Raw genomic sequence first — 16,770 nt, forward strand, 5'->3', positions numbered from 1 at the left:
CCGTGCTCATGTCCATGGCTCCGTGATATCAGGGGGATGCCCAATCCCGTCAGGACTTGCCGGCTTTGGCGAGCATGTCCTGCTCGCGGCGCGACTGTGCGAGCCAGTTATACACCGCGCCCCCCGCCATCAAGACGGATGTGCCCAGAAACACCGAGCGCATGCCGAAATGACCACCGGCAAAGCCGCCCAGCAGGGGGCCGGCGACCTGCCCGACATACTGGGCGGAAATCGACAACCCGAGCACATTGCCGCCGACCCCATCGGGAACATTGTGGCGGATCACGCTGGTGATGCAAGGCAAGAGCCCGCCCAGCGCCAGGCCCATCAGGAAACGCAGGCCGACGAGTTGCCAGCTTTGCGTGACGAAGGCCTGCGGGATCAGCAGCAGCGCCGAGACGGCAAGCGCGCCGATGATGACGTTCCAGTGGCCGACGCGGTCGGCGAGCTTGCCGAGGCGCGAGGCCGACAGGATGGCGCCAAGGGCCGCCGCCGACATGACGACGCCCGATATCAGCGTCACGCGGCTTTGGTCCGCAATCAACTGCTGCACATAGACGGTGATGATCGGCTCGATCGACATGGTGGCGAAGCTCAACAGCATGCCGGTCGCCAGCATGGCGACGACAGGCCGCTTGTCGGGGATTTGTGACCAGCCGCCTTTCCGCTTCTGCGTCGCTGCGGCGTCCGCTGTTTTCGGCCGGGGATTCTCCTTGATCAGAAACGTGGTTGCCAGGAACGCCAGGAAGATGACGCCGCCGGAGAGGAGAAAGGTGGCGCGGATGCCGATCAGCGGCGGCAGGGCGCCGCCAACCAGCGGACCGACCAGAGCCCCACCCGTGATACCGGCCGACAGCAGGCCCAGCGCCCAGCCGGAACGCTCCTTGGGTGTTTGCATGGCGACGAGGATGGTCGATCCCGAGGAATAGCCGCCGGCAAACCCAATCAGCAGCCGCAGCAGCACCAGCTGCCAGACCGTCTGCACCATGCCGGTCAGCGACATGCATATGGCCATGCCGAAGCTGGCGCGAACCAGCATCACCTTGCGGCCGTAGCGGTCGCCGAGACGTCCCCAGAGCGGCGCCACCAGCGCCGCCGCGAAGAACGTCGCGCCATAGGCAATCCCCGACCATTGCACGATCGCCGCGTGGCCCTCGGCGCCGAGCTGCTCGATATAGAGCGGCAGGAATGGCAAAAGCAGCGTCATGGCGACAAGCGTCGAAAACGATCCGGCAAAGCACACGAACAGATTGCGCCGCCAGTGAATGTTGTAGGTGCTGTCGGTTGCCGGGGGCGTGCTCTGCTGCTGCATGTCATATGTCCTGTCCCAGCAACTCTTTATCGATGGTTGCTGCGGATACCAAATTGGGATACCAAGATGGTGCCCCTGATGGACGCAAGCTTGACCGCTGTCAATGCGACCGTCTCAAACGTGATCGGAAAAGGCGGCCGGCAAGACGATCGCCAGCAACGATCAAAAAATGGAAAACGACAATGTCGCAGATGCAGAGCGTCGAGAAACAGCTTCGGCAAATGATCCTGGGCCTCGAGATCGGTCCCGGCGAGAAGCTGACCGAGCGCTGGATCGAGAGCCGCTTCGGCGCGTCGCGAACCCCGGTCAGGGCAGCACTGCTGCGGCTTGAGACCGAGGGCCTGGTCGGCAGGGACGGACGTGGCTGGACGGTGTCGCCGATCAATCTGGCTGAACTCGAGCAGATCGCCGTCTACAGGGATGCGGTCGAGGTTGCGGCGCTTCGCCTGACATGCAGCCTGGCGGACCGGAGCGCCGTCGATGTCATCGAGGCGATGCTCGAGTCCTGCGACAACGACACGCCGCGCGAGGAATGGCATCGCGTCGGCATGGATTTTCACATCGAACTGGCGCGTCTGTCGGGCAATGAATTCCTGTTTAGGGCGGTGCGCGATGCCATGACGCGCCTGTCGCGGGCGCGCTGGCTGGAGGTTCGCGACGAAGCGGCCCTTGCCCGCGCCTGGGCTGAACATCGCGCCATTCTGGCGGCCACGCGCCTTGGCGACGCCGATGAAGCCGCGCGCCTGCTCTCGGTCCACATCGTCGGCAGCCGCGACCGGCTGGTGACGTCGCTCGCCAACGATCGGCGCGGTCTTCGCGCCAGAGGCTTTGCCGTCGTTGCTGCTTAAGAGTGGATGAAGGGGCGCAAAGCGGCATCTGGACGTATGCGCACTTTCGCCTCGCTTCGCAGACGCCGATGGCGTAAGGAGCGGCCATGGAAAACAACCGATTTGAAACACCTGTGACTGTGAAGTCAGTCGCGGCGGGAAGCACTCAGCTCTTGCGCACGGCGCGTGAGGCTTCCGACTACCTCCTCAACAGCTGGCCCGGCAAGCGCAGCCCCAAGCATCGCGCGGCCCTGCAGGCCTGCCATGACGCACTCGCCGGCGACAAGCCGGCAATGAACGCCAGGCGCGCCTTCATCGCGGCAGCACGCGAAGTGGACGTGTTCGTCAGCGACAAGGCGCCGGCCTGACACAAGGCGACATCCGGGGCGGCAATCCGAATTGAGGCGCGGCCCGCATCTGCGGGCCGTTTGCCGTCACTTTGCCGTTTCGGTTTCGGCTTCAGTCTCGTCTTCGGGCTTCGAACGTTCCCTCGCTGCAACCTTGGCTGCCAGCTTCTCGGCCTTCTTGGCCGCCTTCTGGCGGTCGCGTTCCTTGCGTTCCTGATCGTAATTTGGTGGTCGCGCCATATCGGCTCCTTTTCACTGCCTCGCGGCTCTGGTCCTGCCTAGGAGCATTAGCCGTCAAACACAACAGCTGAAGCGATAGTGCGTCGATGATGGCCAGGCTTGCAAGATGCGCGTTGCAATGAAGGGGCCAGGCTCATCATTGCGGCGGCCGATACCTATCGCCGTCGATTTGCCGATCAGATGCCGCTTCGGTCAATCACCAGATCGGCGGCGCCAAACCGGTCCTTTGCCGTCAATTGCTGGTGCCAGTAGGGATAGAGCAAGGGCGGCCGGCTCACCACGTCGAGGCGCTCGCGCTCCTCGCCGGAAAGCACCAGGCTTGCCGCCGCGATGTTGTCCCGGAACTGCGTTTCCGTCCTGCCGCCGATCACCAGCGAACTGACGGCCGCCCGGCCAAGCAGCCAGGCCAGCGCCACCTGCGCTGCCGACACGCCGCGCTGCGCGCCGATCTCGACAAGCACATCGACGATCCGCCACAGCCGGTCCTCGTCGCGGATCGGCGGTTCCGACCAGCCTGCAAGCTGGCGGGCGGTGGGGCTGTCGCGGCGGTATTTGCCGGACAGCAATCCGCCGGCAAGCGGGCTCCAGACCAGAACGCCCAATCCCTGGTCGACGGAAATCGGCAGCAGTTCGTACTCCGCTTCGCGCGCTTCCAGCGTGTAGTGGATCTGCTGCGAAACGAAGCGCGGCTGATGATGGCTGTCGCTGACGCCGAGCGCCTTCATCACCTGCCAGCCGGAATAGTTGGAGCAGCCGACATAGCGGATCTTGCCCTGGGCAACCAGCGTATCGAGCGCGGCGATGGTTTCCTCCAGCGGTGTCACGCCATCCCATTCGTGCAGGAAATAGATGTCGATGACGTCTGTCCTGAGCCGCTTCAAGCTCTTCTCGCATTCGCGGATCAGGTGATGGCGCGACAGGCCTTCATCGTTCGGACCTTTGCCGATCCGCATCCGTGCCTTGGAGGCGATCAGCACGTCGCCCTTGCGCTTGCCGCCGAGCGCTTCGCCGATGATTTCTTCGGAAATGCCGTTCGAATAGACGTTGGCAGTGTCGATGACATTGATGCCGGCGTCGATGCAGAGATCGATCATCCGGCGCGCCTCGTCGAGGTCGGTCTTGCCGACAGCCGAAAATGCGCCGGCGCCGCCGAAAGTCATGGTGCCCATGGTCAGCGTCGATACTTTCAGGCCGGAACGGCCGAGAGTGCGGTATTCCATGTCGGTCCTCGCGATTGCATTGAGAAGGGGTTGGGAAGGGCGCCCGAATGTGGCTGCTATTTGTAGGACAATTTGCGCGGTATGTCTCCATGCCAGGGCGGCGGATCGATCATGCCTCGCGGGTTTTTGCAGTGATGGCGATCAGGTCAGGCTGCAATAAAACCGTCATTGCGGGCCTATATTGAAGTCGGCTCAGGCGTTGCCGTTCCGGGCTGTAAGCCGGGAGTTTGGGGCGCCGATCGACAGAGCTTGCAAGTGGAGCAGCCGATAATGACCGAGCTAAAACAGAATTCTGCGGCCAGGGATTGGCTTGAAGCCGAACTCGCCGACACGCTCGACGAAGACTATGAGCTCGAAATGTCGGAGCCGGCGCTGTCGATGGAGATCGCCAAGATCTACAAGAATTCGCATCCGCCTTCGATCGATCGCATGCAATATTTTCGCGACCTGATCAGCCTGCAGTCCGAATTGATCAAGCTGCAGTCCTGGGTCGCCTACCACAAGAAGAAGCTGGTGGTGATCTTCGAGGGACGCGACTCGGCCGGCAAGGGCGGCGTCATCAAGCGCATCACCCAGCGGCTCAATCCGCGCATCTGCCGTGTCGTGGCACTGCCGGCGCCGACCGAGCGCGAAAAGTCGCAATGGTATTTCCAGCGCTATGTCCCGCATCTGCCGGCCGGCGGCGAGATCGTGCTGTTCGACCGCTCATGGTACAACCGCTCGGGCGTCGAGCGGGTGATGGGCTTTGCCCAGCCCGATCAGGTCGAAGAATTCTTTCACGACGTGCCGGAGTTCGAGCGCATGCTGGTCCGCTCGGGCATCACCGTGGTCAAATACTGGTTCTCGATCACCGACGAGGAACAGCAGATGCGCTTCCTGATGCGCATCCATGATCCGATGAAGCAGTGGAAACTGTCGCCGATGGACCTGCAGTCGCGCGTGCGCTGGGAGCAATACACCAAGGCCAAGGAAGAGACCTTCGCCCGCACCAACATCCCGGAAGCGCCCTGGTTCATCGTCGAGGGCAACGACAAGAAGCGCGCGCGGCTGAACTGCATCGACCATCTGCTCAAGCAATTGCCCTACGAGGAGGTGCCGCACGAGGAGATCACGCTGCCGGAGCGCGTCTTCAACCCCGAATACGAACGCCAAGTGCTGCCGCGCGAGCTTTACGTGTCGGAGAAGTATTGAGATAGACGAAGCTGCGATCTCCCCCCCGAGGGGGGGGAGATTGGCTCTCCACCTACGCCCGCTTGATGATGACGTGCGTGGCGAGCGGCGTCGCCACCTGCTCGTTGCAGACATAACCGAGCTTGAGCATGTCCAGGCCGGTAAAAAGGTTCTCGCCCGTGCCCAGCAGCACCGGCGCGATCGCCAGATGCATCTCGTCGATCAGTTTTTCCTGCAGATATTGCCGGATGGTGGCGACGCCGCCGCCGACCCGCACGTCCTTGCCGCCAGCGGCAGCCTTAGCCTGTTCAAGAGCTGAATGGATACCGTCAGTGACGAAGTGGAAAGTGGTGCCGCCCTCCATCGTGATCGGTTCCCGCTTGTGATGGGTGAGCACGAAAACCGGCACATGATAGGGCGGGTTGTCGCCCCACCAGCCCTTCCAGCTGTCGTCAGGCCACTCGCCGCGGATCGGTCCGAACATGTTTCGGCCGAGGATCCAGGCGCCGACATTTTCGAAGCTGCGCGCCGCGAACGCCTCGTTGACGTCGGTGGTGCCGCCATCTTGTCCGAGAACCATCTCACGGAAGGTGCGGGTGTCGACAAACCACTTGTGCAAGGATTCCCCACCGACGCCGAGAGGATTTTGCAGATCCTGATCGGGACCGGCGCCATAGCCGTCGAGCGACAGGGTGAAAGCGTTGACGCGAAGTTTGGACATGCGAGCCTCCTCGATAACCAGTTGTATTTTGCAAGCAGTTGTTTTGTATCAAACTGATTGTGAATTGCAAGCGGTATTTCAAGCGCGAACGAAGCCCAGGCTAGGGGTCAAGCGACCCCCGCTATGGATTCCCCGGCCAGGAGCCGGAAATTGGTAGGGATGTCGAAGCGGATTCGCCGACATTGGTTGCCGCGACCGGTCATCGTCGGAAGAGAAATTACCCCTTGAGCAGCTCCGCCACCTCGGGCGCGAAATAGGTCAAAATGCCGTCGCAGCCGGCGCGCTTGAAGGCGAGCAGCGATTCCAGCATTGCCTTCTCGCCGTCGATCCAGCCATTGGCGCCTGCCGCCTTGATCATCGAATATTCGCCCGACACCTGGTAGGCGAAGGTCGGCATCTGGAACTCGTCTTTCAGCCGCCGGATGATGTCGAGATAGGGCAGGCCGGGCTTGACCATCAGCATGTCGGCGCCCTCGGCAATGTCCTGTTCGGCCTCTCTCACCGCTTCGTCGGAATTGGCATGGTCGATGTAATAGGTCTTCTTGTCGCCCTTGAGCAGGCCGGCGGTGCCCACCGCCTCGCGATAGGGGCCGTAGAAGGCCGAAGCGAATTTGGTCGCATAGGACATGATCGCCACATCCTGGAAACCATTGGCGTCAAGCGCGTCCCGGATGGCGCCGATGCGGCCGTCCATCATGTCGGACGGCGCGATGATGTCGGCACCGGCGGCCGCCTGGATGACAGCAGCGGCGGTCACCTGTTCCACTGTCTCGTCGTTGACGATGATGCCGTCGCGCAGGATGCCGTCATGGCCGTGGCTGGTGAACGGGTCGAGCGCTGCGTCGGTGATGATGCCGATCTCCGGCACCGCATCCTTGATCGCACGGGTGGCGCGGTTGATGACATTGTTGGGATCGAGGATGTGCGAGCCGGTCTGGTCGCGCAGCGAGATGTCGACATTGGGGAAGGTGGCGAGTGCCGGAATGCCGAGTTTTGCCGCGCGCTCGGCCTCCTTGACGGCGAGATCGATCGACAGGCGGAAGACGCCGGGCATGGCGGCGATCGGCTCGCGGACACCCTTGCCCTCGACGACGAAGATCGGCCAGATCAGGTCGTCGACCGTGAGCCGGTTCTCCTGCACGAGACGGCGCGACCAGTCGGCCTTGCGCATGCGGCGCAGACGGCGGCTGCCGGTGATCTCGTCGACGCCGCGCGCGCCGGCGGGCTTTGCGGGGGTGAATTTGTTCATCGCCAATACTCTCGTTCGGGCAGGCTTTTACCACGAGCTCCCGTTGCTGACCAATGCGGCACGATTGTGCCAGCGACGCGGTCGAGGTCTATTCGGGTTGCCCATTGCCTGACAGAATCTGTGCTGCGCCCCTGATGGCGACACGGAAAGCTTCGTCGAAGCCGACACCGCGCACCTGCCAGATGTAGGTCTTGCCGGCCATGGCCAGCCGCCAGTCGGCGATCCAGCCCAGTTCCTTGTCGCTCCAGACAAGGTTGCCGGAAAGCGCCTGGTCGGCACCGGCCTTTTTCGCGATGCTGTCGAGCTTGGTCATCTCGGCGTTGCGAAGTGTCTGATCGTCCAGCCCGGCCTGCGACAGCAGTGCTGCCGTTGGAAAACTCACCTGCATGGCCAGTGGCGCGGCGGCATTGCTGAAGGATTCGCGCATCAGCATGCCGCGCTCGTCATTGGCATCGAGCGCGGCATGCCTTGGGCCGCGTTCGGTCACCAAAAACACCGCCAGCCGTGGCCGCTCGGTCAGCCACGGCCTGCTGTCGAGCGAAGCCAGCACCGGGTCGATGTCAGCCGGCTTGTACTGGCAATAAAGATTATGAGGCCGATCGTACGTGCCCTGATCGTCATGGTTGGGAATGCCTTCCATGCGGTCGCGGTAGCGAAAGCCAGCGACGAAGCTGCCGGCCTTATCACGCAATACCGTCATTTCAGGTTTCGCCGGCAGGCGCTGATCACCGGAAATCCGCACCAGAACCGCGTCGAGACAGCGCTTGAAGCCGGACTGGCGGTTCTTCTCGTACTTGCCGTTGACGATGGTCTGCGAACTGTAGAGGTCTTCCAAAGTCCCCGCCATGACAGGGTGAACAGCCAAGCAGATGCTCAGCCCAATTGCCACCGGCGCAAAGCGTGAAAATCGAGTCATAACCAATCGTCCCGTTCGAAGACCCGCCAGAGCTGCGCTGCAATGAACTCTATCCAGTTTTTCAGTATTGCAGCTCGATTTTTAGTACCGGCTCCTGGTCCGGGCCAGAGCTTGCACCGGTGTGCTCGCCATTGACGCACCCATGCGCCACGCTTTAGCACTTCAGTCCCGGCGGCCGGGGGAGGGATTCTTCACGATGGATTTTGGCGGAGGCGACGAGATCCGCTTCGAACATCTGGGCCGGGCCGGCGTCGTCACCTTGACGCGGCCGCAGGCGCTCAATGCCTTGACGCACCGCATGATCGGGGCGCTCGACGCTGCCCTTTCCGCCTGGGAGACCGACCAGGGCGTCGATGTCGTCGTCGTCAGGGCCGAGGGCAGGGCCTTTTCGGCCGGCGGCGATATCCTGCATGTCTATGAGACAGGCCGGGCGGGAAAACCGCCGGTCGAGTTCTTCGCCGACGAATATCGCCTCAACGCCCGCATAAACAGTTATAGGAAACCTTATGTGGCCCTGATCGACGGCATCGTCATGGGCGGTGGTGTCGGAATCTCCTTCCATGGCTCGCACCGGGTGATGACCGAGAATGCCCAATTTGCCATGCCGGAGGTCGGCATCGGCTTTTTTCCGGATGTTGGCGCCAGCCACCTGCTGCCTGATCTCGGCGGCTCCTTCGGCATGTATCTGGCGCTGACCGGCAATCGCATCCGCTATGGCGATGCGCTGTGGTCGGGGCTGGCCACCCATACCATCAAGGCCGAGGACCAGGCTGGCTTCCTCGACCGCCTGGCGCTGACCGGCGATCCGGAATCGGTGCTGCGCGGCTTCTTCGTGCAGGCAAGGCGAGAAACCGACAGGCCGACGCTGGAGGCGATTGTTCGCCATTTTTCGCAACCGTCCCTGAACCGCGTCATCGACAGCCTCGAGCGTGCGGCCGCCGCCGACGAGTTCGCGGCAAAGACACTGGCGACGATCCGCACCCGCTCGCCGACCAGCCTGCGCGTCGCCTGGCGGCAGATCAGCGCCGGACTGACGCTGTCCATGGAAACCTGCATGAAAATGGAGTTCCGCATCCTCAACCGGATGCTCGCCGGCCATGATTTCTACGAAGGTATCCGCGCCGCCATCATCGACAAGGGCTCGAAGCCGCAATGGCGGCCGGCAAGCCTCGCTGCGGTTAGCGAAGCGGATGTCGACGCCTATTTCGCCCCGCTCGGCGAACGGGAACTCTTGATATGAGCGAGGTGACCTCGAGGCGCGTCGTGCTGCAGCCCTCCGGGGTGGAGGTGATCTTCGCCTGGTTCCAGCGCGTCATATCGGGCTACTGCCTGCTGTTCGGCATTCTCTACTGGATCAGGCTGATCGGCTTTTATCCGGGCACACTGTGGCGTTTCGACCTGATGCCCGTGCACTGGCAGGTCGCGGCGGTGGTGCTCGCCGTGTTCTTCCCCTTTGCCGCTGCCGGCCTGTGGATGCTGGCGTCCTGGGGCCCGGTGATCTGGTTCATTTGCGCGGTGACCGAGACGGTCATGTATGCCGGCTTTCCCGAGCTATTCGGCCATCGCTTGCTGATTGTCGTCTCGCATGCGGCGGTGGCGGTGCTCTACATTGTCTTCCGCGTCGTCATCTACCTGCAGAAGCGCCCGGTCCGCCACTAAGCCCTTGAGCACATTGGCGGCCCGGCTGTCGCCTCGAATGAGCCCCGCAATCGTTGCCGAAATCTTTAGGTTAATTATCCTTGCTCGGGTGACCGTTCGTTAAGCCTCTTGCGAAACCTCTTACCGGTAAGCTCTTGTTAGCCCTAGCGTTTAAGTCGAATTTTATGAGTATTCGATAGTGTCGCGATCAAGGTGAAAAACAAAAAATCACCAGGGCGACAAACGAGAGGCAAAGACAATGATCAATTCGCGTCCGGCGGCGAAGACCGCCAACGTATCCGACGATCGCCGCGAGGCTATCCGTTCCCTGTACATGGAATCGCTGCAGCTTGTTGAGCGGCTGCACCGCCGCCTGCTTGATGTGATCAAGGACGAATTCGACCGCAACGGCCGTTCCGACATCAATGCCATCCAGGCGCTGCTGCTGTTCAATATCGGCAATTCCGAGCTGACCGCCGGCGAGCTGCGCTCGCGTGGCTACTATCTCGGCTCGAACGTCTCCTATAATCTGAAGAAGCTGGTCGATCTCGGCTTCATCAACCACCAGCGCTCGCGCATCGACCGCCGTTCGGTCCGTGTCTCGCTGACGCCGAAGGGCAACGAGGTGGCGGAGGTCGTTGCCGGCCTCTACGAGCGTCATGTCGGCTCGATCGAACAGGTCGGCGGCATCAACACCGACGAGTTCAAGCAGATGAACCGCGCTTTGCAGCGGCTCGACCGCTTCTGGAACGACACCATCGCCTACCGGATGTAAGGCGTCGCATCGGATCCGGCCCGCGCCACAGAAGCGCGGCCGAAATATCGACCTTCAGTCAGGGCCGGTGCCGAGAGGCATCGGCCTTTTCTTTTCCTGATCCCAAAGCCCAAATATCCGGCCAGGTTTGCTTTCGCTGCAGCAGTGCCTAATGTCACGGCCTGGAGGGGCGCGTTATGGGTGAGGGAAAACGCACGAAGATTTGCTCGGTTGCCGCAGTGCTTTTGTTGGTCTCGCAAACGGCTTTTGCCGAGGAATGGTGGAAGGATTCTTTCGCTGGGGAAGGCAGCGAGCCCTGTGACAACAATGACTCGATAGTGACGTTTACCGACAAAGCAATGGAAATGTGGGAGGTCCGCTGCACGTTGGACAAGGTTCAGAAGATCAACCGCCTGGATGTCGTCATCCTGGATATGACGTGTACGGACGGCGAGAGCACAGACAAGAGGCGGGAGCTGCTGCTCAAACTCGAGGACAACAAAGTCCTGCGCTACCCCCAGCATGAGGTGTTGCAACGATGTTCGGAATTGAAGGCGAAGCTAGGTCCGGGCCCAAAGGTTGAAACCTCACACTGAGGGATCGTGAGGATAGGCAGCGCGTCTCGTGGAGCGGCCGAACCGCCGTCTGCTTGACGCGATCAAGGATGCCGATCGATACCGAAAAAGCACGGGCCTTTCATTTCGCTGCGGCGCCCGATGCAAATCGCGGGCCAAGGCCACGTTGCCGCCATATTCCAATGGAACCGAGAGTGGCAGTGATGCTGGTGTGAAGACCATGCGTTCACCCGCAATCTGTATCGCGCCTGGGCGCTGTCACACCAAGGTGATACGGAGCATGGTTGGCTAATTGTTAAGATTGCCAATTTTACAGTGCGGGCGAGATCGCCCGGTGATCAACGCAGCAAGTGATCGAACTGCTACAAATGTCTGGAACGTCCATGAGAACCAGCCGTCGTTTTTTCCTCTCCGGAGCCTCCGCGCTCGCAGCAGCGGTGGTCGCCGGCGGCGCCAATGCGCAAGATGTGATCGGTGATATCCTGAAATCCTCGGCGCGCGGCAATTGGGACGACCAGTTCGACGCCCGCGCCAGCGAGGGCGGCAAGGTGGCCTCGACGCTGCCGATCTTCAGCCCGCAGACCGTCGCCTTCACGGAACAGGCGGTCGGGCAATACCAGAACATTGTCGGGCAGGGTGGCTGGGTCGAGGTTCCCGCGACCAAGAAGCTGCAGCTTGGCGTCGATGATCCCGATGTGGTGCCGTTGCGCAAGCGGCTGATGGTTTCCGGCGACCTGTCGCAGAGCGCCGGCATTTCGACGGCTTTCGATTCTTATGTCGACTCGGCGGTCAAGCGCTTCCAGCTGCGCCACGGTCTGCCTGCCGATGGTGCGCTCGGCAAATACACCTATGCGGCGATGAACGTTTCGGCGCAGATCCGGCTCGGCCAGCTGCAGACCAATCTGCAACGGCTGCGCGAGAAGGCCGGCACGCTGGGCAGCCGCTACGTGCTGGTCGACATTCCGGCAGCGCAGGTCGAAGCGGTCGAGAACGATCGCGTCGTGCTTCGCCACACCGCGATCGTCGGCAAGATCGACCGGCAGACGCCGATCGTCAATTCCAAGATCAATGAGATCATCGTCAATCCATACTGGAACGCGCCCGTCTCGATCGTGCGCAAGGACATCATTCCGCTGATGCGGAAAAATCCCGATTATCTCAAGAACAGCCACATCCGCCTGTTCGCGCCCGATGGCAGCGAAGTCGATCCGATGAATGTGGACTGGTCGACCGACGACGCCGCCAAGTACCGTTTCCGCCAGGATCCCGGCTCGGAAAACGCCATGGCCTCGGTGAAGATCAATTTCCCGAGCCCTGACGGCGTCTACATGCACGACACGCCGCAGCAGAGCCTGTTCGGCAAGATGCTGCGTTTCGATTCCTCGGGCTGCGTGCGCGTGCAGAATGTGCGCGACCTCGTCACCTGGATCCTGCGCGACACGCCCGGCTGGGATCGCCAGCATTTCGAGGCGGCGATCAAGACCGGTGAAAACACGCCGATCCAGGTCACCAATCCGGTGCCGGTCCACTTCCTCTATCTCTCGGCTTGGTCGACCGGTCCGGGCGTGGTGCAGTTCCGCGACGACGTCTACGCGCTTGATGGCAACAACGAACTGCAGATCACGTCTGCGCTGTAAGCATTTGATTCTTATCTAAAAAGGCCGCCTCTCAGGGCGGCCTTTTTATTGATTGGGTGCCGCGGCGTTTTTCACGGGACGGGCGGCTGGACGGATCGGCCGGCTTTGCGCGCATGGTCGGCGGAAAGCCTGGAACCGGACCATGGAAGTCGCCGTCTTCATTCTGGTCGTGCTCGTCTTCGTGGCGCTTTCCGGCGCTCTGGTTCGCCTGGTGCGGGTACCGTTGCCGGTGCTGCAGATTGCGATCGGTGCCGCGCTCGCCTGGCCGGTGCGCGGCATCCATGTCGAGATCAATCCGGAACTGTTTCTGCTGGTGTTCATTCCGCCGCTGCTGTTCGGCGATGCCTATGGCGCGCCGAAGCGTGAATTGATGGCGCTGCGCAGACCGATCCTCGATCTTGCCATAGGGCTCGTCTTCTTCACCATCGTCGGCTTCGGCTACGCCTNTGGCGCTGCGCAGACCGATCCTCGATCTTGCCATAGGGCTCGTCTTCTTCACCATCGTCGGCTTCGGCTACGCCTTGCACTGGCTGGTGCCGAGCATCCCGCTGGTCGTCGCTTTCGCGCTCGCCGCGGTGCTGTCGCCGACCGACGCGGTGGCCGTGTCCTCGATCGTCGACAGAAATGTCGTCCCGGCGCGGCTGATGCACATTCTGGAAGGCGAGTCGCTGCTCAACGATGCGTCGGGGCTGGTCATGTTCCGCTTTGCCGTCGCGGCGGTGCTGACCGGCAGCTTTTCCCTTGCCGCGGCTTCGCTCAGTTTTCTCTATGCCGTGGCGATCGGCATCCTGATCGGCGTGGCGGCGCTGTTCGTTGCCGCCAAGCTGCTGCAACTGCTCAACCGGATCGGCGGCGTGCCGGCCGAGGCGCAGGTGCTGGTGATGGTCCTGCTGCCCTTCATCGCCTATCTCGGCGCCGAGCATGTCGGAGCTTCCGGCATCCTGGCGGCGGTCACCGCCGGCCTGCTCACCGGCGGCTCCGGCGTGTTTCGCTTCCTCGGTGTCTCGGCGCGCATGCAGACGATGTCGCTGTGGACGACGCTTTCCTTCGTTTTCAACGGCGCTCTCTTCATCGTGCTCGGCCTGCAGCTTCCCGACATCATCCGCCATGTGCCGCCGGAACTCATGAGCCTGCACCCGATCATCCAGCCGATCGCGACCGTCATCGCGCTGACGCTGTGCCTGATCGCGTTGCGCTTCCTGTGGATCTGGGTGGGCGATATCGCGGCCGGCATCGCCGCGCGTCTGGGCAAGCGCAAGGTGGAGCCGTTCGGGTTGCGCGTGCGGCTTGCCGGTTCGGTGGCCGGCGTGCGCGGCGCCATTACGCTGGCCGGCATATTGTCGCTGCCGCTCGCCATGCCGGACGGCTCGCCTTTTCCGGCGCGCGACCTGGTCATTTTCCTGGCCGCTGGCGTCATCATCTGTTCGCTGGTCTTCGCCAGCCTCGCTCTGCCGACGATCGCCAGGGGGCTGGTCGAACCGGGCGAGGATGCCGGCGCAGCCGAGGAGCGCCTGGCGCGTGTCGGCGCCGCCAAGGCGGCAATCGCACGCATCGAGAGCATCGCTGGAGTTGGTGACGATGAGGGAGGCGAGGTGCCCGGCGCCAGGCTTGCCGCCGCCGACAGCATCGTCGCCGGCTACCGGCGCCGCATCGCCGCCTCGGACGAAGCCGATGAGGCCCGCGCTGAGGCGCGCGAAGCCGGAAGGCTGGAACTCGAGCTGAGATTTGCGGGCATCGAAGCCGAGCGCGAGGCCGTACGCGCCATGTTTCGCCGGGGCGAGATCAACGACCACACGTCGCAGGCGCTGTTTACCGAGATCACGCTCACCGAGGCCTTGCTGAGAGGCCGCAAGGCGAGGAAATAGCGACCTGAAGGCTTCGCTGGCGCAATCCGGCCAGCAAATTTCGCGCCGCAAACGTGGCGGGGCGAAAACAACTGTGTTAATGGCCCGGCAAATGCAAGTCGCCCAAAAGTGTGCAGCGGTTTTGGGACAACGACTTGCATAAATCGAAAATTGCCCCCGAACCCCGAGGATTTCAGGCCATGGCAACAGCAGCGGCAGTGTCGAACAAATTCGAATCCTTCTTCGAAACCACGCTGGCCGATGCCGATCCGGAGATTTTCGGCGCCATCCGCAACGAACTCGGTCGCCAGCGTCACGAGATCGAGCTGATCGCCTCGGAAAACATTGTTTCCCGCGCGGTGCTTGAGGCGCAGGGCTCGATCATGACCAACAAATATGCCGAGGGCTACCCGGGCAAGCGCTACTATGGCGGCTGCCAGTTCGTCGACGTGGCCGAGGAACTGGCCATCGAGCGCGCCAAGAAGCTGTTCGGCTGCAACTTCGCCAACGTCCAGCCGAATTCCGGCAGCCAGATGAACCAGGCCGTCTTCCTGGCGCTGTTGCAGCCCGGCGACACTTTCATGGGCCTCGACCTCAATTCCGGCGGCCATCTGACCCATGGTTCGCCGGTCAACATGAGCGGCAAATGGTTCAAGGTCGTCTCCTATGGCGTGCGCCAGGACGACCATCTGCTCGATATGGACGCCATCGAGAAGACAGCGCACGAGACCAAGCCGAAGCTGATCCTGGCCGGCGGCACCGCCTATTCCCGCGTTTGGGACTGGAAGCGCTTTCGCGAGATCGCCGATGCGGTCGGCGCCTATCTGATGGTCGACATGGCCCACATCGCCGGCCTCGTCGCCGGCGGCGTGCACCCGTCGCCGCTGCCGCATGCCCATGTCGTGACGACCACGACGCATAAATCGCTGCGCGGCCCGCGCGGCGGCATGATCCTGTGCAATGACGAGGACATCGCCAAGAAGATGAATTCGGCGGTGTTCCCAGGCCTGCAGGGCGGCCCGCTGATGCATGTCATCGCCGCCAAGGCTGTCGCTTTCGGCGAAGCGCTGAAGCCAGGCTTCAAGGTCTATGCCGAGAGCGTTGCCGCCAACGCCAAGGCGTTGGCCTCCAGCCTCAAGGAGACTGGTCTCGACATCGTCTCCGGCGGCACCGACAACCATCTCATGCTGGTCGACCTCAGGCCCAAGAACGCCACCGGCAAGCGCGCCGAGGCGGCGCTGGGCCGCGCCAACATCACCTGCAACAAGAACGGCATTCCGTTCGACCCGGAAAAGCCGTTCGTCACCTCGGGCGTGCGTCTCGGCACCCCGGCCGGCACCACGCGCGGCTTCGGCCAGGCCGAATTCCGCGAGATCGGCAAGCTGATCGCCGAAGTGCTGGACGGTCTCAAGGTTGCGAATTCCGACGAGGGCAATGCCGCTGTCGAAGCAGCGGTCAAGGCCAAGGTCGTGGCGCTGACCGATCGTTTCCCGCTCTATCCCTATCTGGGCTGACGCGATAGGAAGTCTTACGGCCTGCTGCAACGACAAGCGTCGTTGCAGCAGGCCGGGGCGGCCGGCAGGAGCCTTGATGATGCGACCATTTCGTTTCGCCGACCTTGGCGCCGTTGGCGCTCTGGCCGCTTTGATCGCCGTGCCTTTCCCCGGCATCGCCTTGGCGCAAACCGCCTCTGCTCAACCCGCGCCCGCGCAACCCGCACCTCAGGCCGAGCCGGCGGCGCCCGCCCAGCCGGCACCCAAGCTCGAAACTTTCGGCAGATGGTCGACCCTGGTCGACGAGGTCGACACCGGTGAGGATCTGCGCAAGACCTGCGCTGCCTCGACCGCCTTTATCGGCGCGGGCGGCGTGCCCGGTACCTTGACGCTCGTCATCACGAACGGCGATGCACTGCCGCCGGATGCCTACCCGTCCGTAACGATCGCCGTCGACAACAAGGATCTGCCGGCCGGCAAGTCCGTCGCCGCCACCTTCGGCGACGACAAGGGCCGTGTTGCCGCAAAACTCCATTCTGATGGCGCCGTAAACGGCCGGCTCAGCTGGACCGTGGACAACCAGGCCAAGACCAGCCTGGCGCTCCTGCGCGCCATGCGGCGGGCATCGGTGCTTGACGTCTCCTTCGGCGACGCGCCGGTTGGAAGCATATCCATGGACGGCTTCACCAAGGCCTATCGAAGTCTCGGCACATCATGCGGATTTCCGACCGCCGACGTCGCTCCCTGAAGACATCGGTACGCTGTGCGGCCGCCTGGCGAGGCTGGCAATCCTGCTTGCGCCTCGCTATCTCTGTGCGATGAAGGGC

General features: G+C 62.6%; 16 protein-coding genes and 1 pseudogene. 11 read left to right on the forward strand and 6 right to left on the reverse strand.

All coding sequences use genetic code 11. From position 1 onward, the window contains the following. Nucleotides 1-49: 49 nt before the first annotated feature. Nucleotides 50-1,312, reverse strand: a complete 1,263-nt coding sequence (locus X735_RS156810) for a multidrug efflux MFS transporter (RefSeq protein WP_023810214.1) — start codon at nt 1,310-1,312, stop codon at nt 50-52. Between the two features lie 182 nt (nt 1,313-1,494). Between X735_RS156810 and X735_RS156805 the strand changes: the two genes are divergently transcribed. Both X735_RS156805 and X735_RS156800 read left to right on the forward strand, forming a co-directional pair. Next, nucleotides 1,495-2,160 (forward strand): GntR family transcriptional regulator, encoded by a 666-nt coding sequence (locus X735_RS156805; protein WP_023810215.1) that lies wholly within the window; start codon nt 1,495-1,497, stop codon nt 2,158-2,160. A 113-nt stretch (nt 2,161-2,273) separates the two neighbouring features. Next, the gene (locus X735_RS156800) at nt 2,274-2,507 is read left to right on the forward strand and encodes a DUF982 domain-containing protein (RefSeq protein WP_244506945.1); all 234 of its coding nucleotides are present in this window, start codon (nt 2,274-2,276) and stop codon (nt 2,505-2,507) included. Between the two features lie 66 nt (nt 2,508-2,573). On the opposite strand, the gene X735_RS1000000167280 is transcribed toward X735_RS156800, so the two are convergent. Both X735_RS1000000167280 and X735_RS156795 read right to left on the reverse strand, forming a co-directional pair. Then, nucleotides 2,574-2,726, reverse strand: a complete 153-nt coding sequence (locus X735_RS1000000167280; RefSeq protein WP_013532262.1) for a hypothetical protein — start codon at nt 2,724-2,726, stop codon at nt 2,574-2,576. A gap of 176 nt (nt 2,727-2,902) precedes the next feature. Next, nucleotides 2,903-3,946, reverse strand: coding sequence for an aldo/keto reductase (locus tag X735_RS156795; RefSeq protein WP_023810216.1), 1,044 nt, complete (start codon nt 3,944-3,946; stop codon nt 2,903-2,905). Between the two features lie 270 nt (nt 3,947-4,216). Between X735_RS156795 and ppk2 the strand changes: the two genes are divergently transcribed. Then, nucleotides 4,217-5,137, forward strand: a complete 921-nt coding sequence (gene ppk2 / locus X735_RS156790) for a polyphosphate kinase 2 (protein ID WP_023810217.1) — start codon at nt 4,217-4,219, stop codon at nt 5,135-5,137. A gap of 52 nt (nt 5,138-5,189) precedes the next feature. Here the strand turns inward: ppk2 and X735_RS156785 are convergent, their stop codons facing one another. The 3 genes from X735_RS156785 to X735_RS156775 form a co-directional block, all read right to left on the reverse strand. Then, nucleotides 5,190-5,837 carry a dihydrofolate reductase family protein gene (locus tag X735_RS156785; RefSeq protein ID WP_023810218.1) on the reverse strand — a complete coding sequence of 216 codons (648 nt, stop codon included), beginning with the start codon at nt 5,835-5,837 and terminating at the stop codon, nt 5,190-5,192. Between the two features lie 217 nt (nt 5,838-6,054). Next, entirely contained in the window at nt 6,055-7,086 is a 1,032-nt protein-coding gene (gene hemB, locus X735_RS156780; protein ID WP_023810219.1) for a porphobilinogen synthase, read from the reverse strand. Nucleotides 7,087-7,174: 88 nt separating this feature from the next. Further along, nucleotides 7,175-7,951 carry a DUF2066 domain-containing protein gene (locus X735_RS156775; protein WP_245273170.1) on the reverse strand — a complete coding sequence of 259 codons (777 nt, stop codon included), beginning with the start codon at nt 7,949-7,951 and terminating at the stop codon, nt 7,175-7,177. A 247-nt stretch (nt 7,952-8,198) separates the two neighbouring features. Between X735_RS156775 and X735_RS156770 the strand changes: the two genes are divergently transcribed. The 8 genes and pseudogenes from X735_RS156770 to X735_RS156740 all read left to right on the forward strand — a co-directional run bounded on the left by X735_RS156770 (nt 8,199) and on the right by X735_RS156740 (nt 16,691). Next, nucleotides 8,199-9,242 (forward strand): enoyl-CoA hydratase/isomerase family protein, encoded by a 1,044-nt coding sequence (locus X735_RS156770; RefSeq protein WP_023810221.1) that lies wholly within the window; start codon nt 8,199-8,201, stop codon nt 9,240-9,242. Further along, nucleotides 9,239-9,661, forward strand: coding sequence for a DUF6163 family protein (locus tag X735_RS156765; protein ID WP_023810222.1), 423 nt, complete (start codon nt 9,239-9,241; stop codon nt 9,659-9,661). The genes X735_RS156770 and X735_RS156765 overlap by 4 nt, the downstream gene beginning before the upstream one ends. A 238-nt stretch (nt 9,662-9,899) precedes the next feature. Further along, nucleotides 9,900-10,415, forward strand: a complete 516-nt coding sequence (locus tag X735_RS156760; protein ID WP_008875359.1) for a winged helix DNA-binding protein — start codon at nt 9,900-9,902, stop codon at nt 10,413-10,415. Between the two features lie 176 nt (nt 10,416-10,591). After that, a complete protein-coding gene (locus X735_RS156755; protein WP_023810223.1) occupies nt 10,592-10,990 on the forward strand; it encodes a hypothetical protein in 399 nt (132 codons plus the stop codon). 362 nt (nt 10,991-11,352) lie between these two features. Then, nucleotides 11,353-12,606: a L,D-transpeptidase family protein gene (locus X735_RS156750; protein ID WP_023810224.1), complete on the forward strand. Its 1,254-nt coding sequence runs from the start codon at nt 11,353-11,355 to the stop codon at nt 12,604-12,606. 142 nt (nt 12,607-12,748) lie between these two features. Next, nucleotides 12,749-14,471: pseudogene (locus X735_RS01000000165690) on the forward strand (Na+/H+ antiporter). A gap of 179 nt (nt 14,472-14,650) precedes the next feature. Further along, nucleotides 14,651-15,964, forward strand: a complete 1,314-nt coding sequence (glyA, locus tag X735_RS156745) for a serine hydroxymethyltransferase (protein ID WP_023810225.1) — start codon at nt 14,651-14,653, stop codon at nt 15,962-15,964. A 76-nt stretch (nt 15,965-16,040) separates the two neighbouring features. After that, nucleotides 16,041-16,691 carry a hypothetical protein gene (locus X735_RS156740; RefSeq protein WP_032909003.1) on the forward strand — a complete coding sequence of 217 codons (651 nt, stop codon included), beginning with the start codon at nt 16,041-16,043 and terminating at the stop codon, nt 16,689-16,691. The last annotated feature ends 79 nt before the right edge of the window (nt 16,692-16,770 follow it).

This window comes from Mesorhizobium sp. L2C084A000, assembly GCF_000502875.1.
Lineage (GTDB): Bacteria > Pseudomonadota > Alphaproteobacteria > Rhizobiales > Rhizobiaceae > Mesorhizobium.